This is a genomic window from Acinetobacter sp. TR11, from assembly GCF_027105035.1.
Lineage (GTDB): Bacteria > Pseudomonadota > Gammaproteobacteria > Pseudomonadales > Moraxellaceae > Acinetobacter.
Window position 1 is genome coordinate 2,570,758 of sequence record NZ_CP114256.1, and the last position, 23,809, is coordinate 2,594,566.

The following is a 23,809-nucleotide window of genomic DNA, read 5'->3' on the forward strand; positions in this document are numbered from 1 at the left end:
ATTTTAAGGTAATCAAAATGCGAATCATTGGTCATCGTGGTGCACGAGGCGAAGCACCTGAAAATACGTTAGGTGGTTTTCGCTATTTGCATGATTTAGGTATACGTGCAGTTGAATTTGATGTACGCCAACTTAAAGATGACCAATTGGTTGTAATTCATGATGATGATTTTGTTCGTACCACGGGTAAATCACATCATGTTGAAAGCTGTAATTTATCTGAAGCTCAGCAATTCGATCATCGCCACCAATGGCAGGCGTGGGCATTTGAAGAATACACACCCAGCCTGCCCCATGTAATGGCTTGTTTAACTGACTTTGAACATATTGAAGTTGAAATTAAAGCAGTTGCAGATGAAGCAGCGGCTGAGCGTTTAATTCTGCAATTACATCAAGATCTAGTCGACTTTGAACAGGCTGCTACGATTACCAGTTTTGATGTGAAAATTTTAGCTGCATTACAGCAATACCAAAGCCCTTTTAAACGTGGTCTGTTGGTTGAAATCCCGATTGGGGAATACGCAATCGAGCTTGCTCAACAATATGAGTGCGACCAAATTGGTTGGAAAGATCAACTGGCAACCGATCAAATCATTCAGTTTACACAGCAAGCCGAACTTGCTGTGAGTGTTTGGACAGTTAATGACGTTGAACGTGCCAAACATCTACAACAATTAGGCATTCAAGGCTTGATCACCGATGTTCCGAGCACCATGTTGCAACATCTAACTTTATAAAAGTATGGAATTTATTCCGACAACTAATTTTATTTTTTAGATTGCGCCTGAATTAAACGCTGTCCTTTTGCATCTAATAAATACAAATTCGTCCCTTCAATTTGGAAACGTTCAATCCGCTGCATCGCATCCATCAGATCTGCTTCTTGTGCGAGTGCTTTATCACAACTTAAGTGCTGCGCTCTCACATCAAAACTCATTTTCCTTTGGCTAAGATCATATTGATAACTTCCATAAATATTATTGCAGCCCGTATGACCTGAAATGGTTTTAGTCACTGAATTCAGCATAAAACTTGGGTATTGATTGAAGAATAAAGCACGTTTATTTTGAATCATGGTTATTTGCCAATTCACCTCTTGAATGCCATCGTTGCTTTTACGAACTTGCATAGGAGGCAATTCACTTACACGTTTGGGATGTAAGCTATTTTTAGTGATCTGTGTCGGTTGACTTTGGCATGCAGTAAGTAGCAAAGCACAAGATAATATTAAAGTTTTGTGAAAAAAATTATTCAAAGAATAAATTGTATTTTTCACGCTTATTTGTTCTGACATTGATTTATTTCGCCTTTTAATTTATTGATTAATTCAACAAACGAATTCTGTTACTGTTCTTTCAGTACAACTGTAGAATAATACTAGTGTTATCTAATCTGAGCATGCTAATATCGAGCATAAAATAGCAATATATCGTCATGATTGGTTTTGCTATCTCGTTTGGTTTTTATATCTTGTGTAATCAAGGTTTTTAGGAGCGCTGACGGATATGACTTCCGCCCCACTCAAGAAAGCACCCATTAATTGGATTGCAATTTTCGCATTGGTATTTTTACCAGTTGTTGCACTCATTTCGATTCCAATTTATACCTATTATCATGACTTTAGTATGGGCGCATGGATTAGCATGTTTGTCTTACTAGGTGTAAGCAGTTTAGGTATCACTGCTGGCTATCATCGCTTATGGGCACACCGTGCTTATGAAGCAACCCTACCTTTAAAAATCATTCTTATGATTATGGGTACTTTTGCAGTTCAAAATAGTATCTTATTTTGGGCTTCAGGTCACCGTACTCATCACCGTCATGTTGATGATATCGATCAAGATCCTTATTCGATTAATAATGGATTCTGGTATGCACATATGGGTTGGATGTTACGTAACTACCCTGCTGCCGAACCAAATTATAAAAACGCACCTGATTTGTTAAATGACAAATTAGTCATGTTCCAAGATAAATATTATGTTCCTTTAGTTATTGCTGTCCATGCAGGTATTTTGTTGCCTGTCGGTTGGTTGGTTGGTGATATCTGGGGTGTATTACTTTTAGGTGGTTTAGTTCGTTTGTTCCTTAGCCATCATGTCACCTTCTTCATTAACTCTTTATGTCATATGTGGGGTAAACGCCCTTATACTGACGAAAATACCGCACGTGATAATTTTATCTTAGCAATTCTCACTTGGGGTGAGGGCTATCATAACTATCACCATATTTTCCAATACGATTATCGTAACGGCGTAAAATGGTGGCAATATGACCCTACAAAATGGTTAATTTGGACAAGTTCTAAGTTAGGTTTAGCCAAAAATCTACGTCGTATTCCAAGCTTTAATATCCAAAAAGCAGAGCTTGCGATGAAGTTTAAATATGCTGAACAAGACCTCGCGATTTATGGTCACGATGTAAATACTGATATCGCTCAGATGAAACAACGTATTGCTCAAGAATATGAAGCATTTACCAATACATTAAATGATTGGGCTAAATTGAAAGAGCAAGAACTACAAGCGAAAAAAGCGGCAATGGCTGAAAAAATCCATCAAATGGATCATAAGCTTAAAGTTGATTTCCAACTGCTTGAACATCGCCTTGCACACCATCGTGAATGTCTAGAAACTTTAGTGCGTAATATCAAAAAAGCACCAGTTTCGGAATAAAAGTTAAAGATGTTCAATAAAATGGTCTCTTTAGAGGCCATTTTTTATGCCTATTTAAAAACTCAGCTCATAAGCACAATTCACTATTTTAGACCTATCTTTGTTATAGTCATCTTTCAGCTCCTTGCCATGATATTGACCTATGCATTTCAATCCTCGCTATTCATCGCTTAATTCAAAACTCTATCATCAGCAACAACCAACTCCTTTACATGGCGCAAAAGCAGGTCATTTCAACGAGGCTTTGGCAGATGAGTTACAATGGAGTGATGAAGATAAAGCCAATTGGGTCGAGATTTGTAGTGGGCAAAAAACTTTTGCTGAATTCACTCCCTTGGCAATGGTGTATGCAGGTCATCAATTTGGTCAATGGGCAGGTCAATTAGGTGATGGACGTGGTTTATTGATTGGACAAATTCTAAATCAACATGGGCAAACCATTGATCTACACCTCAAGGGTGCTGGCTCTACCCCCTACTCTCGTATGGGCGATGGTCGTGCCGTACTTCGTTCAGTTATTCGAGAATACTTAGCTGGACATGCACTCAATGCGCTTGGTGTCGCATCTAGCCATGCGGTTGGTTTCACCACATCTACACAAGGTGTACAACGTGAAACCTTAGAACTTGGTGCAATGTTGTTACGCACTTCAGAATGTCACATTCGCCTCGGTCATTTTGAGTGGATCAATCAATATGCACCTGAACTTTTAACTGAATTTACGCAAAAGTGTATCGAATGGCATTATCCAGAATGTTTAGAAGCTGACAATCCAAACCTTGCGTTTGCTAAAGCTGTCATTGAGCGTACAGCAATCATGATCGCCAAATGGCAATTGGTCGGTTTTGCGCATGGTGTGATGAATACCGATAATTTGAATATTACAGGCTCAACCTTAGATTTTGGTCCTTATGGATTTATGGAACGCTTTCGACCAAACTGGATTAATAACCACTCCGATTATCAAGGTCGCTATACCTATCAAAACCAACCGAGCATTGGACATTGGAATTTATGGACATGGTTGAACAATCTTATTCCTTTAGCTAAGCCTGAGCATAAAGAACAATTCAAACACGATTTAGCAACTTGCTTAGAACAGTTTGAGCCGACCTTCTTACACCACTATGGTCAAGGACTTTGTGAAAAGATGGGACTCCCCCATTTTCATAAAGACAGTTTAGATTGTAGTTTTGCATTCTTACGAATTTTACAAACGGAACAACTCGACTATACGCAAAGTTTTATTCGCCTACAAAACAAGGCATATAAAGCACTCCGTGATGACTGCTTAGACCTACGTCAGTTTGATGCTTTTCTACAACAATATCAGGGCATTCGTAACAATCAGGATACGGATGAGTTAGATCGAATTATGCAAGGTGCCAATCCACATTATATTTTACGCAACCACATGGCACAAAAAGCGATTGAACAAGCTGAACGTGGTGATTTTAGTGAAGTTGATCGTTTATTTAAGCTACTCAATCAGCCTTATCAAAAACAGCCTGAGTTGGAAACTGAACAAGATACCGCACCTTTACCAAGTGATGTGCCTGAAATTTCAGTAAGTTGTTCATCGTAGAAGATCAATGATGAAACTCAGGTTTGTGGTTGGATTTATCATACTAATTCTTTTCAGTGGGCTGGCTTTTTATCAGTATGGAAAGTTTCTGCCTACATTCACACCAACACACAAACCTCTTTCAGCACAAGTGATACAACAACTCAATCAAACCAAACCTGTGACTTCAATTGAAGTGTTTAAAAGCCAACGACTTCTACAATTGAAACATCAAGATGAAGTGATTCGAAGCTATCCGATTCGTTTAGGCTTTAACCCAATCGGGCATAAACAATTTGAAGGTGATGGCAAAACACCTGAAGGAACATACTCAATCGACTGGCGCAATCCTCAAAGTTCATATTATAAATCGCTACATATTTCCTACCCGAATCAAAATGATCTGGCTTTCGCCAAACAGCAGCATCAATCTACAGGTGGAGACGTCATGATTCATGGAACAGTGCCTATACGGGCAGCTTCATTGCCTTCAAGTGCGAGATATATGCCTCGTAAAGATTGGACTTTGGGCTGTATTGCTGTCACCAATTCAGATATGGATGAAATATGGGCACTCGTCACCAATCATACAGAGATCAATATTCACCCATAATTTTTTAAAACTATCCACATTTTCTGTGGATAATATTGTGGCTATCCACAGGATAAAATGAGATTGATAAAAAATGTCCCAACAACAAAGCTATAGTGAATACTTTTACCTCACCATTACCCAAGACAGTGAACAAGATGTTCAACAGATTATTGAACAATATCATTTTGATCGAATGTGTGGCTATGAAGCTTGGAATAAAGGTCAAATCAGTGATGATGGTACACATCAATTTCAACAGATGTGTATTCGCTTTGATGTCGATGACTGTCAAGATGATGCACAGCAATTATTTCATTGGTTTACTCGTCTTAAACATAACACTTCTATCTTACAAATATCACCCGATTTCAACTGTACTCTGCATTTGGTCACGCATGATGTAAATACGCAAGGCGCTGGTTTTCATCTTAATATTGATCTATTACGGGAGCTGAGCGAATTAAATGCTAGATTTCATTTACATGGTCATTTGGATCAAGATGATGGACACGATTATCCATATGCAAAACCAATAGTAACAATAGAAGAATCAAGACCATGTAGTGAATATGCTTATTTCTGTATTTGGTCTAAATTACCAGCAAAGGAGTTACAACAACTGTTTCCTGAATTAACTTTTGAAGTATATTTTGATCAGGGGTGTAACATCTTACGACCAAATGCAGTGATTAGACCAAGGATCAACCATCGTAATTCATCAATAAATCTTTCTTCACGTTTAAATCGAGAAACAGTAAAACTGAATGAGCATATCAGTGATGTACTCGAACAGTTACAACCTTATCAAAGTACCTTACAGCAGCTATTTTTTAATCCCCAATATTCACTCGGTATCAGTGCAACTGGGAATGTTGAAAATCCACATCACCGACTCGTCAGTGCAGCCAATATTCAACAATTGTTTGCACTAGGTTTGAGTTTAGATGTGGATTACTATTTTGCTTAATCTCTACCATTGATATTGCGCAAATAATTGTGCACCCATTCTCTTAGCCTGATTACTATTTAGATTATCTGTAATATATTTCACACCAAAATAATCATGTTGAATTGATAACCCCAAGGCATGAGTCTGTGGTTCAAAATGGATTCCCCATTGCAACCCTGCATCCCAATAAGCATTCAGTTGCCAAAGACTATTATATTGATTACTGATTGAGCTTATACCTAACTGCCAAGCCTGATCCGACTGATAATTGAAATCAGTATAAATTTTAAATGGCAGTTTTTGGGTGTATTGATGGTGCTTACTAAATTGTCCGTGAATATCAAAGCGGGGGCGCTTATCTTGATCATAAGCAATCTGATACTGTGTATAAGGTGCATCTTGCCAATATAAATAAGCCATTGCATCCTGAATATTAATGTTTACTTTCCAGTGATTCGCAATTGTCCCTTGTAATGAAGTATCAAATGCAAAACCATAACCCTGATTTGCATGCTCATTCCACCCCATTTTATCTTCTTTTAGTGCTGGCTGGTCATAACTATAGTCAATTTGGCCATTCAGCCATTTAACGCGGTCCATGAGTTGCTTTTGATCAGTTGTTTGAGCCAAAGCATTGACTTGACCATCTACATAATGCCGCCCAATTAATGCAGTTGCACCCGTTGTTAAACTCCAGTTCGGACTCAACTGCCATGTATAGGCAAATCTAGAGCCGACAGTATCAACATGCTGCGCCTCAAGTTGTAAATTATATTGAGTACTGGCATCAATCAATTTTTCATTTTTGATCTGATAATATAATGTTGCAGTATCTGGACTAAAATGTAGGACATAATCATAACGCCAAATCCAGCTAAAATCCCATTGGCCCTGTTTAATACCCAACTGCATTAAACCATGAGCAAAAGCATTTTTTCCTGATTTAAAATACGTATCATCCCAATCATCTGTAAATGCGTGAATCGACACAGGTTCACTATATACATTTGCCTGCACTTGATAATAGATTTTTTCCTGAGCATGAGAGTAGAAAGGAATAAGCATTCCCAATACAGCTAGACTTTTTTTGAGCATATAAAAAGGGGGATTTACTCCCCCTCTCCTTTTCATGATTATGGTGCAATCGCTTTAACGGTATTATCTGTGAATTTTGCAGAATATACATTATCTGACACTTTACTCACTGTGCCATATGCGGTATTACCCACTTTAATCTGGGCTGATGAAAAATTATCAAGATTAGCAATTTCCACATATGCCCCATTAGGATGAGACAATTTTGCCCAAACGACAGGTACATCTGTTGTAATCAAATTATCAGTTTTAAAGTCAGTCGTAAGCATATCTTTATCTACAGCAATCTTAATCGTTGCTGTACCTTTCCGATACTCATTACGTTTAGCAGTTAAATCAACACTAAATGGTTTAATACTTGTGCCACCACCTTTAACATTACCACTGAGTTTCACATTAAGATCAGCATTGATAAATGCAGCAGCAGATTCACCATTAGTCACATCAATCACTTTGGATAAATCATTATTTAATTTAACACTTGCATCTAAATTCAGGTTCTCAGTTCCAGCAACAGCCTTACCTTTAAAATTGAGTTCAGTTGGAATAATTTCTGTAGATGTGCTTGAACCATCTTTAATTTGAACTTGTTTAGCCTTGCTTGAAAACTCAGTTAAACTCAATTCAGCACCTGTACCTACGGCAGTCAACACAATATTCATAAACTTAAATTGTGCAGTTATAGGAGTTTGATCACTAGAACGATCAACCAGTTTTGCTGGATTGTTATAAACGACTTGAGCTGTACTATCACTATTTACTGCTAAAATTGCTTCTTTTTTACTCATAACATTCTTAGTGGCAATTTTCCCACCAGCAACCAATTTAAAATCGTAAGTTGATTGAGATGCCGAGAATGGTGCTTCTAATTTCAAATTGGTTACAGTCACGTTGGCTTCATCACCAAAAACATCATGACGTTTCTGAGTTTTATAGTCCCAAACATAATCTGTCCAATATTTAGCTGTAACACCACCTGTTACAGTAACGGAATCAGGCTTCACACTCACTTTCAGCGTATTATTACTCAACTGATAATGAGGGTAATAATCCCCCCCATAAGTTGAGTCCTCTTTCAATAGGGCTTCCAACTGAGCTGCATTATATTCTTTTTCCGAACCTTGGGCATTTTGTTGTGCCAATGACGCCAAAGTCAAAATCAAGCTACTGGCATTACCAATATCGCTACCTACATCACTAACTGCATCAAATGTTGGTTTATACTGTGATTGCAATCCATCAAAACTATCAAAATAAGAAATGATATTATTGGTTGTATCAATCAACTGTTTTGCTTTATTTAAATCTGAAACAGGAGCAACTGGATTACCATTATCAGTATTATTTGAAGAAGTACTACCACCACCTCCACAAGCAACTAAAAATGTAGAACAAGCGAAAGCTAAAAATGTTTTTTTAAACATTTGACAACCCTTTTATAATAAAGTTATTATCTAAATATTTTAAATTTAGGATTTAATAAAAGTCATATATTGACTTTAAACAAATAATAGCTACTTATGATTATAATGACAATTTATTATTTAATAAAAAGCCCTTTATTTACAAAAGGGCTTTTATATTTTACTCATCAGGATATTCAAAACGATAACCTACACCATAAACCGCTTGAATCCATTCATGGCGATTACCTGTTTCGGCAGCTTCAGTAATTTTACGACGAAGATTTTTAATATGACTGTCAATTACACGATCTGCGACATCAAAACTATCTGGATTAATATGATCTAATAATTGCGCACGAGAATAGACTTGACCGAGATGTTCCAAGAATAATTCCAATAAACGGAATTCAGTCGGTGTTAAAGTTAATGCTTTTTGTTGATACCAAATACGTTGCTGTGCTTTGTCGATACGAAATAAATCATTTTGATCAGGTTCTGCCTTACGCTCTAAACGACGTAAAACAGCTTGTACACGTGCAACCAACTCTTTCGGACTAAATGGTTTACAAATATAGTCATCTGCCCCCATATTTAAACCTAAGACACGATCAATTTCTTCAGTACGCGCAGTTACCATAATAATAGGTAAATCAGATTGTTCACGGACTTTACGGCAAATGGTTAAACCATCCATACGTGGAACCATCAAGTCTAAAATCATGAGACTGGGTTTACGTTGCTGGAACTGAGTATAAGCATCTTGACCATCATGAAACATACTGACTTCAAACCCAGCCGCTTCTAAATAATCACGAACTAACTGCGCCAGTTCAACTTCATCTTCAACCAACATAATATGCTTCATGGTTTTCATCCTATCCATCGTCCTCAAGCAAAGAGGATCAAAAAAGTTATTTAATTAATTTTGGGAAAGTCAGCACACAACGCAATCCACCTAAAGGTGAATGATTAAAAGTAAGTGAACCACCTAAAGCCTGTGCAAGTTTACAAGACAAAGCCAAACCTAAACCTGTTCCGCCAGTGCTACGTGTGCGTGAATCATCCACACGATAAAAGCGCTCGCCTAAACGCGCCAACTGCTCATCACTTACCCCAAATGGGCTATCATCTACATACAGTATCCATTCATGCTCATTTTGTTGAGTATGAATCTGTATTTTTCCACCTTGTTCTGTGTAACGTACACAATTTCCAAGCAAGTTAACAATGATCTGTTTAAAACGATCTCGATCTAAAGATAGGCTTATTCCTTCGCCTGAGAGTGAAAAATCAAACTGCTTTTGTTCAAATGTAGGTTTAAAATTTTCAACTTCTTGCAGTACTACATCCCATGGATTGACTTCAGCAAAATAGCATTTCAACTGCTGCACATCTGCCTGTGCCAAATCAGCCAAATCTTGTGTTAGCTTCTTTAAACTACTCACTTGACGCATCATTGCATCAAGATGCTCAGGTGTTGCTTTACGAATTCCATCCTGCATCGCTTCAATCTGTGCTTGTAACACAGCCAAAGGCGTTTTTAATTCATGAGAAGTATCTGCGACCCATTGACGGCGCGATTCCTCATGTTGATGCAAAATATCAGCCAAATGATTCAGTTGATTAGATAAATCTCCCAATTCATCATTTCGCTTAATCACAACCTGATGTTGGTAATTTCCACGCGTTAATTCCAAAGTCGCATTAAGCAAACGTTGAATTGGCTTTTTAAAATAAGTCGCCATCAATAATGCAGCCACCAAACTGGAAAGCACGGTTAAGGCATAAACTAAAAGCAAATAACGCTTTTGATTACTAAAGAAATTGATACTTGATGCATCATCCTGATCCAATACGGGTTTTAAGCCGAGATAACCCACAACTTTTTGATCGACCAGAATTGGACGGTAGGCTATTTGATCAGTTGCAGGTTCGCCCACAATAAATTGGTGTTTTTCATCATATAAAGACAGTCTTGAACTTAAACCTAAACGATCTGGAATTGATACAAAACGCTTTTTAACATGTTCAGATGATGAACTAGATTTGGTCTCTTGCTTGTCATCTTTCGCATCTTTCTTTAACCGAAATTGGCTCGGGCTCAAAGGAAAACGTAAGCCTTCAAAGGGTTGATATTCTGAGGGTAAATTTTGTTTAAGAATCTTTAATTCTTCATCATTAAAAATCTGACGATTTTTTATTTCGGTGTTGTTTTGAGCTAACGTGGGTGAAAGCGTTAATAAGGTATGGTCATTGAAATAACGTTGTTGTAAGGCAATATCATACTGACGGCGCAACCACCACTGAGACAAACGATCATAATCATCAGGTGCTGCGTTGCCTTCAATTTGTAAAATCTGCGCCTGAATGGCATTCCCCCAGTCATGATAAACCGTATAAACATTACCTAGATTCGCAATCAAACGATCTAATTTTTGCATTTCCACATCAGCAACATAACGAGCGAAGTTCTTTTGCATGGTCCAATGCAATACCCCTAAACTGATTGTTGCAATCACTAAGGTAGTCAGTAATACCGTTAAAAATAAACGTATGGCTAAAGGCATGCGACGAACATTCAAAAGCTAAATCTCAATAGTGTTCTATTTATGGATTGTAACCAACATGGTTCAAAAAAACTCTCCATTCTTTCTTCATCTTTATTATCTAATCTTTAACAATCGAATCTTAACTGACTACGCAGGATAAAATAATGAACAAGACAAAAATTGTATTAATGACAACTCTTCTCGGTTCTGTTTTAGGTTTGGCTGCCTGCCAAGTAACACCTTCAGAACAAGGAATGAATCATGACCACCACCGCCACGAAATGCAACGTCAACCGCTAACCCCTGAACAACGTGCAGAATGGCAAGCTAAACGCGAACAACGTGAAGAGCAACGAGAACAAATGCGTGAAGAACATCGACTACAGAGAGCACAGATCGAGAAAGCCTGTCAGGGTAAACGCATCGGTGAGCGTGTGAATGTTCAGTGGAATAATCGTGTAATTGAAGGTACTTGTGACGTTCGCTTTACGCCTGAGAAATCACAATTCAAACGTTAAACCTATGTAAGAACATAATATTATTTCGTTATCAAGGCGCCTCAAGCGCCTTTTATTTATTTGCAGAGTCAATTATTTTTAATTACACAGCTGCTTACGATTTTTTGCATATTATTACGAGCGAATTCAACGCAAACTGCCTACAATCAATACGCTTTAAAATAATTTAAGCATTATCTTTGACTTTACAGTCACTAAGAAATGCCCTGTTAAAGCTTGTACGGAACTATAACTTGTTGCACGATTAGCAACACAAAATGATACCCTTTGGGTATATTTACTATTGACTAAGATTATAACTCTGGTTTAACCAGTATTGAGGAAAATGCTATGCCACAATACAAAGCACCCTTACGTGATATGCAGTTCGTATTGCACGAATTATTAAATGCTGAAGCACATTACGCAAAACTTCCTGCATTTCAAGGCACCGTAAGCCGCGAATTGGTTGATCAATATTTAGAAGCAGCAGCTGATTTCTGTGAGAATGAACTTTCTCCTATCAACCAATCAGGCGATCGTGAAGGTTGTACTTGGAATGACGGTGTTGTTACTACGCCTACAGGCTTTAAAGAAGCGTATCAAAAATATATCGAACTTGGTTTCCCATCTCTTTCTGCTGATGAAGAATTTGGCGGTCAAGCATTACCAAACTCTCTAGGAATCACAATTTCTGAGATGGTTGGTACAGCCAACTGGTCTTGGGGTATGTACCCAGGTCTTTCTCATGGTGCTGTTCGTACAATTGAACACCATGGTTCTGATGAACAAAAAGCGACGTATATGCCAAACCTTGTATCAGGTGTTTGGACAGGTACAATGTGCTTAACTGAATCTCATGCAGGTTCAGACTTAGGTATTACCCGAACCAAAGCTGAACCAAATGATGATGGTAGCTATGCAATTTCTGGCGAGAAAATCTTTATCTCTGCTGGTGAACATGACATGGCTGAAAACATCATCCATATCGTACTTGCTCGTTTACCTGGCGCACCTAAAGGTACTAAAGGTATTTCGCTGTTCATCGTACCGAAATTCAATGTAAATGCAGATGGCTCTATCGGTGAGCGCAATACTGTTCGCTGCGGTTCAATTGAACATAAAATGGGTATCCATGGTAACGCAACTTGTGTGATCAACTTTGATAAAGCAAAAGGTTACTTGATTGGACCAGAAAACCGCGGCCTAAACTGCATGTTCACATTCATGAATACTGCACGTATTGGTACAGCCGTTCAAGGTCTTGCTGCATCTGAAGGTTCTTTCCAAGGTGCTTTAGCATATGCGAAAGATCGTTTGGCAATGCGTTCACTTTCAGGTCCTAAAGCACCTGAAAAAGAAGCAGATCCAATTATTGTTCACCCTGCTGTTCGTAATATGCTTTTAACTCAAAAAGCATTTGCTGAAGGTGGTCGTGCACTTGTTTACTTATTGGCTCAGTATGCAGATATCGTTGAAAAAGGCGAAACTGAAGAAGAGCGTAAGTTTGCTGACAACATCTTATCTTTGTTAACGCCAATTGCTAAAGCATTCTTAACTGAAACTGGTTATGAATCTGCAAACCACGGTGTGCAAGTATTTGGTGGTCACGGATTTATTTCTGAGCACGGTATGGAGCAAATCGTACGTGATACACGTATTGCTTGCTTATACGAAGGAACAACTGAAATTCAAGCACTTGATCTTTTAGGTCGTAAAGTATTGCAAACTCAAGGTGCAATGTTGAAAGACTTCACCAAGATCATCCATAAATTTGTTGAAGCAAATAAAGACAATGCTGCAATGCAAGAATTCCTTGCACCATTGGCTGCTGCAAACAAAGAATGGGGCGATATCACGATGCAAATCGGTATGCGTGCAATGCAAAACCCTGATGAAGTTGGCGCAGCTGCGGTTGACTACATGTACTTCTCTGGTTATGTAACACTTGCATTCCTATGGGCACGTATGGCACTTGTTGCTCAAGAGAAATTGGCTGAAGGTTCAACAGAAGTTGACTTCTATAATGCGAAAGTAGCAACTGCTCGCTTCTACTTCAAGAAGATCTTGCCACGTGTTCGCTCGCACGTAGATGTACTTTCAACTGGTGTTGCACCATTGTTTGAACTTGATGCGGAACACTTCGCGTTCTAATCATAGATTAGAATGAGATGCAACGTTCATCACAGAAAAAGGACTGGTCAGTTTTGACCGTCCTTTTTTTGTTTAATCAATGCTAAATTTACACTATTCAATTTATTTGTTCGTTTTATTTGATCACTTTGCACATGACCTGTGCATAAAAAGGAACGATTATGCCAATTTACAATGCACCTTTAGCAGACATGAAATTCATCTTAAATGATGTATTTAAAGCTGAACAATTTTGGCAGTCTAATGAGAATCTTGCTCATGTAGATGCTGCAACAGCTGAAGCAATTTTAGAAGAAATGGCTAAATTTGCTCAAAACGTAACTCACCCACTTAACCGTACTGGTGATGAAGAAGGTGCGCGTTGGGTTAACGGTGAAGTTTTCACGCCAGCAGGTTTTAAAGAAGCATTCCGTCAATACGCCGAAGGTGGTTGGATTGGCTTAGGTGCTGATGAAGAATGGGGCGGTCAAGGCATGCCAAAAATGCTGACAGTATTGTCAGATGAAATGCTCTTTGCCACCAACCCATCATTCTTGTTGTATCCACTACTGTCTGTCGGTGCAGGCATGGCGTTAAGCAGTTATGCATCACAAGAACAGAAAGAAACGTATTTACCTAAAATCTACTCTGGCGAATGGTCAGGTACCATGTGCTTAACTGAACCGCATGCAGGTACAGATTTAGGGATTATTAAAACTAAAGCTGAACGTAACGAAGATGGTACTTATAACATTACAGGTACTAAGATCTTCATTACAGGTGGTGATCACGATCTCGCTGAAAACATCATTCACTTAGTTCTTGCAAAAACACCTGATGCACCTGCGGGTTCACGTGGTATTTCTTTATTCATCGTACCGAAATACATTGTAAATGCAGATGGTTCTTTAGGTGAGCGTAACCCTGTTGGCCCTGGTTCAATCGAACATAAAATGGGGATCAAGGCATCTGCAACTTGTGTCATGAATTTTGATGCTGCAAAAGGTTATCTCGTTGGTAAAGAAAACGAAGGTCTTGCAGCAATGTTCGTAATGATGAACTACGAACGTTTATCAATGGGTATCCAAGGTCTTGGTGCTTCTGAATTTGCTTACCAAAATGCAGCTCAATATGCGACTGATCGTTTACAAGGTCGTAGTGCTTCTGGTGTTAAATCTCCAAGCAAACCTGCGGATAGCATCTTAGTTCACGGTGATGTTCGTCGTATGTTATTGAATGTACGTGCAAATAATGAAGCATCTCGTGCATTTGCAGTATATGTAGGTCAACAGCTTGATATCACTAAATTCTCTACTGATGCAGAAGCAGTGAAAAAAGCCAATGACCGTGTTGCGCTGTTAACACCAATTGCAAAAGCTTACCTCACAGATACTGCATTCCAAGCAACTTTAGATGCGCAAATGGTATTTGGTGGCCACGGTTATATTCGTGAATGGGGTATGGAACAGTGCATCCGTGATCTTCGTATTTCTCAAATTTACGAAGGAACAAACGGCGTTCAATCTCAAGACTTAATTGGTCGTAAAACGATTAAGTGTGGTGGTGCTTTCATCGCTGAATATATCACTGAGATTCGTGATTTTGCCAATGCATTAGACACTGACTTAAACTTCATTAAAGATGCGACTTTAGATGCTGCAACTGAAATCGAAGCAATCACTCAGTTCATCATTGAACAAGCGGCTGAAAATGTAGAGTTCCCGAACTCTACTGCAGTAGATTACTTAAGCGCAGTTGGTCTACTTAGCTTTGCTTATATGTTTGCTAAGATTGCTGCTGCTGCAAAAGACAAGTCTGGTGACTTCTACCAAAACAAACTTGCTTTGGCACAGTACTTTGTTGACCGTATTTTGCCAGAACTTGATTCTCGCCTTGCGAAGATCAAAGCAGGTTCTGACTTAATCATGAACTTCAGCGAAGATTATTTCACAAACCAAGCTTAATTCTAGTTCGGTTTTAAAAACTGCCTAAATCAGTTGGTTTAGGCAGTTTTTTTATGGCTATAATAAAATCAGCATAAAACTTGCATAACATTTTAATGATCATGTTGAGAATATAAGTCGGTATGTCAAACTCCAAAGATAAACTCGAAAATTTACAACGTTTATTTGACCGTCTAGGTCATTATGCGGTTGAAGCCTTTCACTATTTAGCTCTGTTTATTATTGGCTGTATGATTGCTTGGTCAGCAGTACATACCGTCATTGAAATTTTGACGGTTAAACAATACGCTACCATTGATGACATCCTATTGTTGTTTATCTATTTAGAACTAGGGGCAATGGTTGGTATCTACTTTAAAACCAATCACATGCCTGTACGCTTCCTCATCTATGTGGCAATTACTGCACTAACTCGTTTACTGATTGCTGATATTCAACACAATCATAAAGCCTCTATGGATTTGGTCATCATTACGGGCTCTATTCTGATCTTAGCTTTGGCAATTTGGGTGGTACGTTTTGCTTCATGGAACTACCCATCTGTTATCCGAGGTAAAGACCATGAACAACAACTCCCTGCAAATAAAACACCAAGACCACAAGATGATGAACTAGCATAAATAAAAAAGCAGGTGAGATGCCTGTTTTTTATTACTTAGTTTAAGCCACTCTCAACACGCGATATTTCGAGTCGACTAAAACATATTTACCTTGTACCTGCATCCAGTTATAGCCGCGCGGTGGTTCATACAAACGGTGAGTCCGATAGTTAGAAATCACATAGCGGTTACTACGGAATTCTGACGGTAAACGCTCGCCACGTTTAAGGCTGATACGTTGACCATAATGATGACCACGGTCGCCATTCGACCAGCGTGGTTGTTCACGATGATCGTAACGGTGCTCATAGCGATCTTTATGATCATGGTTCCAACGATTTGAATCTGCCATTGCTGAAGCAGATACACCAAGTATCATCGTTGATACCAATAACACGACTGTCTTCTTCATTGTTTGATCCTCTGTTTTTCGATCTAAAATTAGATTAAGAAAAACTCAAGGAGAAAGCATGAATAAAACCCACGACATTGCAAAGCTTTGTAATGAAAGCCAAGAAATTATGGAGATTTCTATTTTGAATAAAATTCAAAAAAACATTTAAAATCAGCGAATAATTGTGACTTTCTAATTGATTCTGCACTAGGGAGAACTGGGAAGATGTGGGAAGTAATGGGATGAAGCGGGATGAAGTGATTGAACTGTAAGGATTTGAGGATTTTTTTTTGTTGGGTAAAGCTAGATCATGACTTTACCCTTTTTTCTGCACTAAATTATTTGAATTTGGCGGCGGCGGATTTTTTTAATTATTATTTTGCACTAGCGTGGGAGGACGTAGAAGCAGTTCTTAGACAAGTTTCAAGAAAATCCTTTATTCCTGTATTGTCTTTACCATAGACATCCATTTCAATTTTTACCCCATAGATTTCAACCTTTAAAGATGTTCGTTGTGTTTGTAAATCCTCTGCATTTTTGTTGAAGAAACGGACAATATTTGAATCAGGCATATTAGGCGGCACTCCTTATTAAATTTTTAATCGAAAGTTCTAATGCTTCTACGTTTGAAGCGCCGTCAATATACAGCGTGTAAATAGCTATAATCAATAAAGTTTTTTTATCAGGCGACATAATATGTCGCTGAACAGACAATTCATTCTCTACCAAGTAAATCGCTGTATTTAATAATTTTTTATCAAAATTCTGCTTTTCATTATCAATTAATGCCGTATAAAGCATGATAATAAATTCAGCCTTTGGCTCAGGCTTCATGGTCTTATGTTGATCATTAAGTGCTTGTTCTGTTGTCTCAAATGCCTGCTGTAGTTTGTCTTTATCAATCGCAGTTGTAATCGTTAGCCCTTCTGTTTCAACCTTATTCGTATCCGAATTATTATTGCTATGTGTCACAGCATTGTGCGCAGTAAATGGTTCTCCAATACCATTCTGAACCCATTGCTCATTTGCACCTGTTGCCGCTGCGATCTTCTGAGCTACAGAACTATGCATTGTTGCATTGCCTTTGTTGAATATTCCGAATGCAGTAGATCGGGAAAGCCCTACTCTACCACTCCAACTATAAAGTGATTCCCCTTTTCCTCTCTGCATTTCACTATGCATCATAAGGAAGTACATCCGCTTTTGAATATCTGTCATTTCATGTTCGCAATTAAATTCCTTAAATTGCGAACACTCTGCAAAATTAAATTCAGAATAACGAACAATTATATCTTCTTTATTTTCAATCATTTGCTAGAAACACCCTTAAATTTGTTCGTAAATTAAATTACGAACTATTTACAACGAACTAATTACGAATTAATCTAGCGTTAGATTCGACAAACGTTGATTCTAACGATTTAAAAAAATGCCATTTTTGGCAGGTTAAGGAGTTCTTATGGGTGCAATCACACAAAACCCAAGCGAACAAATTTGGGACAGATACTCGATTAAAGCTGCAATTTGCCGTAAGGGCGGCAGTCTTGCAGCTTTAGCGAGAGTTCACCAAATGCCTGAATCTTCTATTCGCAGCGCGTTGATTAAACCGAGTTTAGAAGCAGAGCGTGTTATCTCTAATTTTCTTGAAAAGCCTTTATTTGAGCTATTTCCAGAGCGTTGGACTACTGATAACAAGCGTATTTATCCACGTTACAACAAGAGTGAATGTAAATGAAAGCGTACTACAGCATTGCTGATTTACAAGCACTTGAATTGGTTGGTTTACCCACTACTCGTAGAGGGTTAGAAAAATACGTCTTAAACAAGCAATTCAAGTATAGAGAAGTTCCAAGTCGAGGGAAAGGAGGTTTAAGAAAGGAATACGAACTAAATGATGAATTAACTCAGTTAGTCGTGCTTAAACAAATGAAAAGCGAACTAAACAACATGGTTAATTACGAACAATCTTTAGAGATTGCTGTTGCTCAAAATTTACCAAATGCGAATGATCTAATGGAATGGCAACGCGAAGTTGCAGAAAACCGTTTATTTGTAGTGCGCTATATTCAAAACAGCGTCACTTCAGGAATTAAGAAAACTAAAGCAGTTGAGTCATTTATTTCTCAAGCTGTGGCGAAAACTTTACCTGAAGAAATGCTTATTGCAGTTCGTAAAGCAAATGCAAAAGCTGGCGAAGATCGTACTGTTAGCCGTCGTTCAGTTTTCGATTGGATCGGTGCTGTTGATGATGCTGAAAAGCATAAGCTTAATTTATTGAGTGTTTTAGCACCGAAACAACGAGCGACAACCCTACCAGCTTGGGCAAGTGCCCTGTTAAAAGTTTGGGGGCAACCACAAAAACCAACTTTAACCGCTGCATTGGAACTGCTTCCTAGTTATTTAGATAGCAATATCGAATGCCCTAGCTATGCACAGGCTTATCGTTTCTTGAATGAGAAGATGGGCAATGTTGAAGTTCAAAAAGGTCGGATGGGGGCGCGTGAATTAAAGAATATCAAGGGCTTTATACGTCGTGATACTTCTGATCTTTTTGCTACAGATGTTTATACAGCCGATGGTCATTGTTTTGATGCTGAAATAGCACATCCAATTTCAGGCAGACCATTCCGACCTGAGATCACATCGATTATTGATGTTGCAACACGTCGGATTGTGGGCTGGTCTATTGATCTATCAGAAAACCGTTGGGCTGTACTTGATGCAATCCGAATGAGTGCGACTGAGTGCGGAGTACCAGCGGTTTTCTATGTTGATAACGGATCAGGCTATAAGAATGAGCTATTAAAAGGTCGTGCCAACGGTATTTTAAGCCGTTTGAATGTCACTGTTACTCATGCTTTACCTTACAACTCACAAGCTAAAGGCTTGATAGAACGTAGTCATAAAACGTTATGGGTTAAAGCTGCCAAGAATTTACCGACTTATATGGGTAAAGATATGGATGCTGAAGCCAGTAATAAGGTGCATAAGCTGACACGTGCTGAAATCATTAAGTTTGGTCAATCTAAAGCGTTAATGTCATGGACTGATTTTGTGATTTTTGCTGAAGGTGTTGTCAACAGTTACAACAACAATCCACACAGTAGCTTAAAGCGTATCACTGACCCTGTGACGATGAAAAAACGTTACATGACCCCGTTAGAAATGTGGGAAGTATCGTTAGATCAAGAATACCCCATTGATCGTGTTGATGATTGGGACGTTGAAAACTTCTTTAGACCAACACTCGAACGTAAGGTTCGTCGTTGTGAAATCGAGTTGTTTAGTAACCGATATTTTCACCGTGATCTTGAGCAATACCACGATGAGTTGGTGCAAGTTGGTTATGACATCCATTGTGCTGAGAAAGTCACAGTACGCGATATGGATGGTCGCTTGATCTGCGTTGCTATATGGAATGACAACAAGCGTGATTACTTTCCTAAATCTGTTATGGAAAAAGCTCGCGAACAACGTGCGGCTGGTCGTATGCGTCGTTTAGCTGTCAAACAGTCTGAAGTCATGGCAGAGCTTAACCCACAGAAAGTGATTGAGCATATCGAGCAACAGACAGTCATTACTTTCCCTACCCGAAAGGCAACTGCTGAAATTTTTGCGGAAATGGATGCTTTACCAGTGCGTCAAGAAAAGCAAATTTTTGACGTGAAGCACGTCATACCTACTGAAAGAAATGAATTGCAATCTGATGACAAAGTAGCTCGTTGGATGCTTTTAGATCACGCAATTTTAACTGGTGAATCGCTCACTGAGGAGGATAGAAAGTTTTGGGAGTTATTCCAACAATCTAAAAAATTCAAGCTTTTATGTAATGAGGATAAACAGTTGCAACAGCACTTGGAAACTACTGAGCAACTGCGTGTATCCAATGATCTTTAGTTTTGCTCGAACAAAACCAAAGTGATGACCTTTTGAACAATTTAAGGATGTACGAAATGAATATTTCTGTCAATAACGGCATTGCAAAGACTCGTAACATTGCACAGTGCTATGACGCTGTAATGCGTACTTTGAACCGCAACCCTAACTTGCCTGGTCTTGCTGGGTTGTATGGCCCAAGCGGCTACGGCAAGTCATTTGCTGCAAACCATGTAGCGACTATGACTGGGGCTTTCTATGTGCAAGTGAAATCAACTTATACACGTAAGTCATTTCTTCAAGCCGTATTACGTGAAATGTGTATCCCTGTTCCGCCAACTTTAAATGAGATGATGGAACTAGCAAGTGCAGAACTGGCAAAAACTCGCAAGCCTTTGATCGTTGATGAATTTGATCACCTTGTTAATAGCTCAAAGGTTGAAATAGTACGAGACCTTTATGAAGCATCTCAGGGAACGATTTTGGTTATTGGTGAAGAACTTCTACCAAGAAAATTAGAAAAATGGGAGCGTTTTCATGGGCGCGTCTTGAACTGGGCTGGCGCATTACCTACCGATCTAAATGATTGCGTACTTCTTAAAGATATTTATGCACATGATATTGAAATCGAGTCACCAGTGCTTGAACAGCTTATTGCATCAGTTAAAGGCTCAACACGTCGCGTGTCTAGCAATCTTGAAATGATGAATGAATTAGCTCTCGAAAACGGCATAGACCTAATCACAGTAAAAAATCTTAAAGATGTTTTACATCACGGTTTCTTAACTGGCGAAAGCCCTAAGCCACGTACATTTTAATAACGGATTATTTAAAAAATGAACACTCAAGTAAAAGCAGTTAAACAAGCTCCATACGCAGCGCCAAGACAGCGCCTGTGGACTGCTATACGCAAAAATGCTTCTGAATTTACAGCAAAACAAGTTTGTGCAGAAGCTCGAATGAACTATACGAGTGCTCATGACTATATCAAAGGATTAGAGCTTGCGGGTTTCATTAAAGAAATCCGCAGAGAGCCTGTGAAAGGTCGCTCTAAGGCAATTCAAACGATCTTTTATTCGCTTGTTAATGATGTTGGATACTCTGCTCCAATGGTGCGAAAAAATGGTGAAGTTGTTGAGTCTATGTCCGCGCACCAAGCGATTTGGAACACGCTCAGAATAACAGGTAACGCTTTTTCTGCCGATGAAATTGCAAAAATTTCAAGCACTGAAACGCTCGAAATTAAAAGTAGTTCAGCATCATTGTTTTTAAAAGCTTTGTTAGATGCTGGTTATGTTCGCATAACCAAACAGTCTACATACCGCAAAAATGGTCAAGCGAAATACCAGTTAATCCCATCAATGAATACAGGTGCTAAGCCACCATCCGTGCGTCGTGCAATTCAAGTATTCGACTACAACTTAAACAAAATCATGTTTCAAGATACACCGATTCTCGAAGAAGAACGTAAGCACGGTGTGTCTGAGAGTAAGGAATTAGAGAATGAATAACCAAGTTCAAACAAGTTTTACAGTTTCAGAAGATAAAAAAGGTTTTTTACAACGTGATCGTGCGCGTTTGGTTGCTGAGCTTGATCGTGAGCGCAAACGTACTGCAATGGCTCAGGATGAACTTGTGTATAGCAAACGTTTTTACCCTGCTTTTGTAGGCATTTTAATAGCCCTGATTGTAGTCATGTACGGAGGACTTTGGTATGCAAAATCTGTCTTGTCAGCAGCTTGCTTCTGAGGATCAACCGCTTTGGAAGCAACTCCTACATGCCCGTGTAAAAGAATTGGGAAGTATTCAAGCGGTTGCTAATGAATTGGGCTATGCCCGAACAAGCTTATCACTTGCTCTTAGAGATAAGTACATCGGCAGCACTGAAAATCTTGAGAAGCACGTTTTAAAAATGCTTGGACAGGTAGGTTGCCCATTTTTAGAAAAATCTATTAGCCCTGCTGAATGTAAGGCTTTTAAAGAACGTGATGCCCCTACGCACAATCCCGCAGAAATGCGGCATTGGCGAGAATGTCAGAGCTGTGAATTGAGGACGAAAGTATGACAGCTATTAAGTGGTCTCGATGGTCGGGTTGGGAAATAAACAAGCTCATTGAAATGCGGGAAGCGGGTCTGTCAGTTCCCGAAATTGCCGAAGTTTTAGGGCGCACCATTTACGGGGTAAATAGAGCGATTCGCACACGTTTAGAACTGGAAGATATTCAGCTTAAAACCCCGCGTTGGTCTGACGAGCATACGGCTCAATTGATCAGTATGTATCGTGAAAAACGTTGTCATAAGTTGATAGCACAATCATTGAATCGTACATCCATTGCCGTAGGTAACAGAATTAGATATTTGAAAATTTTAGGAAAAATTTAGGTGAATTATATGAATACAGCAATGCAAGTACCTGAAGGTTATTTACAAGACATGAGAGGTCGTTTGATTCCATTGTCTCAAATCAAGCAAATGGACTTAGTACGTAGCGACTTAGTGGTACGCCTTTGTGAAAGTGCAAAAGCTGAGCAAGAACGTTTGCGTGATTTTAAGGGCTTAGCTTTTGGCGATATTGGCGCATTTGTAGAGCTTTCGGCTGAACAGTATGACGTTCAGCTTGGCGGTACTAAAGGAAATGTAACGCTGCATAGCTTTGATGGTCGCTTCAAGATCGTTAGACAGATTCAAGACTACATCCGTTTTGATGAGCGCTTACAAGCTGCAAAAGCCTTAATTGATGAGTGTATTCAGTCTTGGTCGACTGACTCAAATATCAACTTAAAAACGTTGGTTCTTGATGCTTTCCAAGTTGATAAAGAGGGAAAAATCTCAACTGGTCGTGTGCTTGGGCTGCGTCGTCACAACATTGATGATCCGAAGTGGCTTGATGCCATGAGAGCAATCAGCGACAGCATCATCATTACTGATAGCAAAGATTATATCCGCTTTTATGAGCGTGACGCTGAAGGCAAATACCAGCCGATCTCGCTTGATCTAGCTAATGTTTAAGGTGCTGTTATGAATGCAATCACTGCTTTTCTAACTCAAAACGACTTGAGAGTTGAAAAGAAATTTAATCTTTCAGGTTACTTCGAGTACCACATTTTGAACTATGCGAATCAAACAATTGCAAAGAATACCGTTCTTCAGTTTGCAATTGATTCAGCGGTTCAACTTTACAAATAAGCGAAACACGGGCTTCTGCCCGTGTCTGCCAAGCGTCGTGACTTGGTACTGATGAGCAGCGAGGATTTTATGAGTGATGGTGCAGAACTTTTAATTGATGGAGACCGTGATCATGTGTACTTGATCATGGACGGTAAAGAATACCCTGAGCTAAATGATAGTGACCTAGTTCCTGAACGTGGATTTGTTCTTGATACAGATGGTGATATTTCGACTATGGAAGGTATTAACGGGCTTTTAGTAAGCGTGAGATATAGTTCTGCGAAGAATTTTACAAACGTTAGAAAAATATTTAGCGCAATTCCAACAGGAAAAAAATAGATGATC

27 protein-coding genes and 1 other RNA gene are annotated in these 23,809 nt (G+C 38.9%); 20 read left to right on the top strand and 8 right to left on the bottom strand.

Annotated elements, in window-relative coordinates; all coding sequences use genetic code 11:
- The first annotated feature begins 17 nt into the window (after window positions 1-17).
- Window positions 18-737: a glycerophosphodiester phosphodiesterase gene (locus tag O1450_RS12260; protein ID WP_269228639.1), complete on the top strand. Its 720-nt coding sequence runs from the start codon at window positions 18-20 to the stop codon at window positions 735-737.
- Between the two features lie 29 nt (window positions 738-766).
- Here the strand turns inward: O1450_RS12260 and O1450_RS12265 are convergent, their stop codons facing one another.
- Window positions 767-1,294: an META domain-containing protein gene (locus tag O1450_RS12265; RefSeq protein ID WP_269228640.1), complete on the bottom strand. Its 528-nt coding sequence runs from the start codon at window positions 1,292-1,294 to the stop codon at window positions 767-769.
- 211 nt (window positions 1,295-1,505) lie between these two features.
- Here O1450_RS12265 and O1450_RS12270 point away from each other — a divergent pair, with 211 nt between their 5' ends.
- The 4 genes from O1450_RS12270 to O1450_RS12285 all read left to right on the top strand — a co-directional run bounded on the left by O1450_RS12270 (window position 1,506) and on the right by O1450_RS12285 (window position 5,801).
- The gene (locus tag O1450_RS12270) at window positions 1,506-2,675 is read left to right on the top strand and encodes an acyl-CoA desaturase (RefSeq protein ID WP_269228641.1); all 1,170 of its coding nucleotides are present in this window, start codon (window positions 1,506-1,508) and stop codon (window positions 2,673-2,675) included.
- A gap of 142 nt (window positions 2,676-2,817) precedes the next feature.
- Window positions 2,818-4,260, top strand: a complete 1,443-nt coding sequence (locus tag O1450_RS12275) for a protein adenylyltransferase SelO (RefSeq protein WP_269228642.1) — start codon at window positions 2,818-2,820, stop codon at window positions 4,258-4,260.
- A gap of 10 nt (window positions 4,261-4,270) precedes the next feature.
- On the top strand, window positions 4,271-4,852 hold the full coding sequence (locus O1450_RS12280; RefSeq protein WP_269230471.1) for a L,D-transpeptidase family protein: 582 nt from the start codon (window positions 4,271-4,273) through the stop codon (window positions 4,850-4,852).
- 73 nt (window positions 4,853-4,925) lie between these two features.
- Window positions 4,926-5,801: a hypothetical protein gene (locus O1450_RS12285; RefSeq protein WP_269228643.1), complete on the top strand. Its 876-nt coding sequence runs from the start codon at window positions 4,926-4,928 to the stop codon at window positions 5,799-5,801.
- Window positions 5,802-5,804: 3 nt separating this feature from the next.
- On the opposite strand, the gene O1450_RS12290 is transcribed toward O1450_RS12285, so the two are convergent.
- The 4 genes from O1450_RS12290 to baeS all read right to left on the bottom strand — a co-directional run bounded on the left by O1450_RS12290 (window position 5,805) and on the right by baeS (window position 10,866).
- On the bottom strand, window positions 5,805-6,878 hold the full coding sequence (locus O1450_RS12290; RefSeq protein ID WP_269228644.1) for a hypothetical protein: 1,074 nt from the start codon (window positions 6,876-6,878) through the stop codon (window positions 5,805-5,807).
- 38 nt (window positions 6,879-6,916) lie between these two features.
- Window positions 6,917-8,302, bottom strand: coding sequence for a hypothetical protein (locus O1450_RS12295; RefSeq protein WP_269228645.1), 1,386 nt, complete (start codon window positions 8,300-8,302; stop codon window positions 6,917-6,919).
- Between the two features lie 160 nt (window positions 8,303-8,462).
- Window positions 8,463-9,149, bottom strand: a complete 687-nt coding sequence (locus O1450_RS12300) for a response regulator (RefSeq protein ID WP_004664800.1) — start codon at window positions 9,147-9,149, stop codon at window positions 8,463-8,465.
- 46 nt (window positions 9,150-9,195) lie between these two features.
- A complete protein-coding gene (baeS, locus tag O1450_RS12305) occupies window positions 9,196-10,866 on the bottom strand; it encodes a sensor histidine kinase efflux regulator BaeS (protein WP_269228646.1) in 1,671 nt (556 codons plus the stop codon).
- Between the two features lie 131 nt (window positions 10,867-10,997).
- Here baeS and O1450_RS12310 point away from each other — a divergent pair, with 131 nt between their 5' ends.
- The 4 genes from O1450_RS12310 (at window position 10,998) to O1450_RS12325 (ending at window position 16,047) form a co-directional block, all read left to right on the top strand.
- Entirely contained in the window at window positions 10,998-11,351 is a 354-nt protein-coding gene (locus tag O1450_RS12310) for a heavy-metal resistance (protein WP_269228647.1), read from the top strand.
- Window positions 11,352-11,681: 330 nt separating this feature from the next.
- Window positions 11,682-13,484, top strand: coding sequence for an acyl-CoA dehydrogenase C-terminal domain-containing protein (locus O1450_RS12315; RefSeq protein WP_269228648.1), 1,803 nt, complete (start codon window positions 11,682-11,684; stop codon window positions 13,482-13,484).
- Between the two features lie 161 nt (window positions 13,485-13,645).
- The gene (locus O1450_RS12320) at window positions 13,646-15,427 is read left to right on the top strand and encodes an acyl-CoA dehydrogenase C-terminal domain-containing protein (RefSeq protein ID WP_269228649.1); all 1,782 of its coding nucleotides are present in this window, start codon (window positions 13,646-13,648) and stop codon (window positions 15,425-15,427) included.
- Between the two features lie 122 nt (window positions 15,428-15,549).
- The gene (locus tag O1450_RS12325) at window positions 15,550-16,047 is read left to right on the top strand and encodes a phosphate-starvation-inducible protein PsiE (protein ID WP_269228650.1); all 498 of its coding nucleotides are present in this window, start codon (window positions 15,550-15,552) and stop codon (window positions 16,045-16,047) included.
- A gap of 40 nt (window positions 16,048-16,087) precedes the next feature.
- Here the strand turns inward: O1450_RS12325 and O1450_RS12330 are convergent, their stop codons facing one another.
- From O1450_RS12330 to O1450_RS12340, 3 genes are all read right to left on the bottom strand, one after another.
- Window positions 16,088-16,438, bottom strand: coding sequence for an RcnB family protein (locus O1450_RS12330; protein ID WP_269228651.1), 351 nt, complete (start codon window positions 16,436-16,438; stop codon window positions 16,088-16,090).
- 356 nt (window positions 16,439-16,794) lie between these two features.
- Complete coding sequence (locus O1450_RS12335; RefSeq protein ID WP_269228652.1) at window positions 16,795-16,992, bottom strand: hypothetical protein; 198 nt, start codon at window positions 16,990-16,992, stop codon at window positions 16,795-16,797.
- Window position 16,993: 1 nt separating this feature from the next.
- A complete protein-coding gene (locus tag O1450_RS12340) occupies window positions 16,994-17,731 on the bottom strand; it encodes a hypothetical protein (RefSeq protein ID WP_269228653.1) in 738 nt (245 codons plus the stop codon).
- Window positions 17,732-17,879: 148 nt separating this feature from the next.
- Here O1450_RS12340 and O1450_RS12345 point away from each other — a divergent pair, with 148 nt between their 5' ends.
- The 11 genes from O1450_RS12345 to O1450_RS12395 all read left to right on the top strand — a co-directional run bounded on the left by O1450_RS12345 (window position 17,880) and on the right by O1450_RS12395 (window position 23,803).
- Complete coding sequence (locus O1450_RS12345; protein WP_018678313.1) at window positions 17,880-18,155, top strand: helix-turn-helix domain-containing protein; 276 nt, start codon at window positions 17,880-17,882, stop codon at window positions 18,153-18,155.
- Window positions 18,152-20,317 (top strand): Mu transposase C-terminal domain-containing protein, encoded by a 2,166-nt coding sequence (locus O1450_RS12350; RefSeq protein WP_269228654.1) that lies wholly within the window; start codon window positions 18,152-18,154, stop codon window positions 20,315-20,317. Before O1450_RS12345 ends, O1450_RS12350 begins: the two co-directional genes overlap by 4 nt.
- A gap of 56 nt (window positions 20,318-20,373) precedes the next feature.
- Window positions 20,374-21,114 carry an ATP-binding protein gene (locus O1450_RS12355; protein ID WP_269228655.1) on the top strand — a complete coding sequence of 247 codons (741 nt, stop codon included), beginning with the start codon at window positions 20,374-20,376 and terminating at the stop codon, window positions 21,112-21,114.
- An 18-nt stretch (window positions 21,115-21,132) separates the two neighbouring features.
- On the top strand, window positions 21,133-21,807 hold the full coding sequence (locus O1450_RS12360) for a hypothetical protein (RefSeq protein WP_269228656.1): 675 nt from the start codon (window positions 21,133-21,135) through the stop codon (window positions 21,805-21,807).
- The gene (locus O1450_RS12365) at window positions 21,800-22,045 is read left to right on the top strand and encodes a hypothetical protein (protein ID WP_269228657.1); all 246 of its coding nucleotides are present in this window, start codon (window positions 21,800-21,802) and stop codon (window positions 22,043-22,045) included. Before O1450_RS12360 ends, O1450_RS12365 begins: the two co-directional genes overlap by 8 nt.
- Entirely contained in the window at window positions 22,011-22,361 is a 351-nt protein-coding gene (locus tag O1450_RS12370) for a LysR family transcriptional regulator (RefSeq protein WP_269228658.1), read from the top strand. The genes O1450_RS12365 and O1450_RS12370 overlap by 35 nt, the downstream gene beginning before the upstream one ends.
- Entirely contained in the window at window positions 22,358-22,678 is a 321-nt protein-coding gene (locus O1450_RS12375; RefSeq protein WP_269228659.1) for a hypothetical protein, read from the top strand. The genes O1450_RS12370 and O1450_RS12375 overlap by 4 nt, the downstream gene beginning before the upstream one ends.
- A gap of 9 nt (window positions 22,679-22,687) precedes the next feature.
- Complete coding sequence (locus O1450_RS12380) at window positions 22,688-23,305, top strand: DUF3164 family protein (protein ID WP_269228660.1); 618 nt, start codon at window positions 22,688-22,690, stop codon at window positions 23,303-23,305.
- Between the two features lie 9 nt (window positions 23,306-23,314).
- Entirely contained in the window at window positions 23,315-23,482 is a 168-nt protein-coding gene (locus O1450_RS12385) for a hypothetical protein (RefSeq protein WP_269228661.1), read from the top strand.
- An RNA gene (locus O1450_RS12390) (hammerhead ribozyme type II) lies at window positions 23,481-23,547 on the top strand. The genes O1450_RS12385 and O1450_RS12390 overlap by 2 nt, the downstream gene beginning before the upstream one ends.
- 4 nt (window positions 23,548-23,551) lie before the next feature.
- Complete coding sequence (locus O1450_RS12395; RefSeq protein WP_269228662.1) at window positions 23,552-23,803, top strand: hypothetical protein; 252 nt, start codon at window positions 23,552-23,554, stop codon at window positions 23,801-23,803.
- Window positions 23,804-23,809 lie beyond the last annotated feature (6 nt).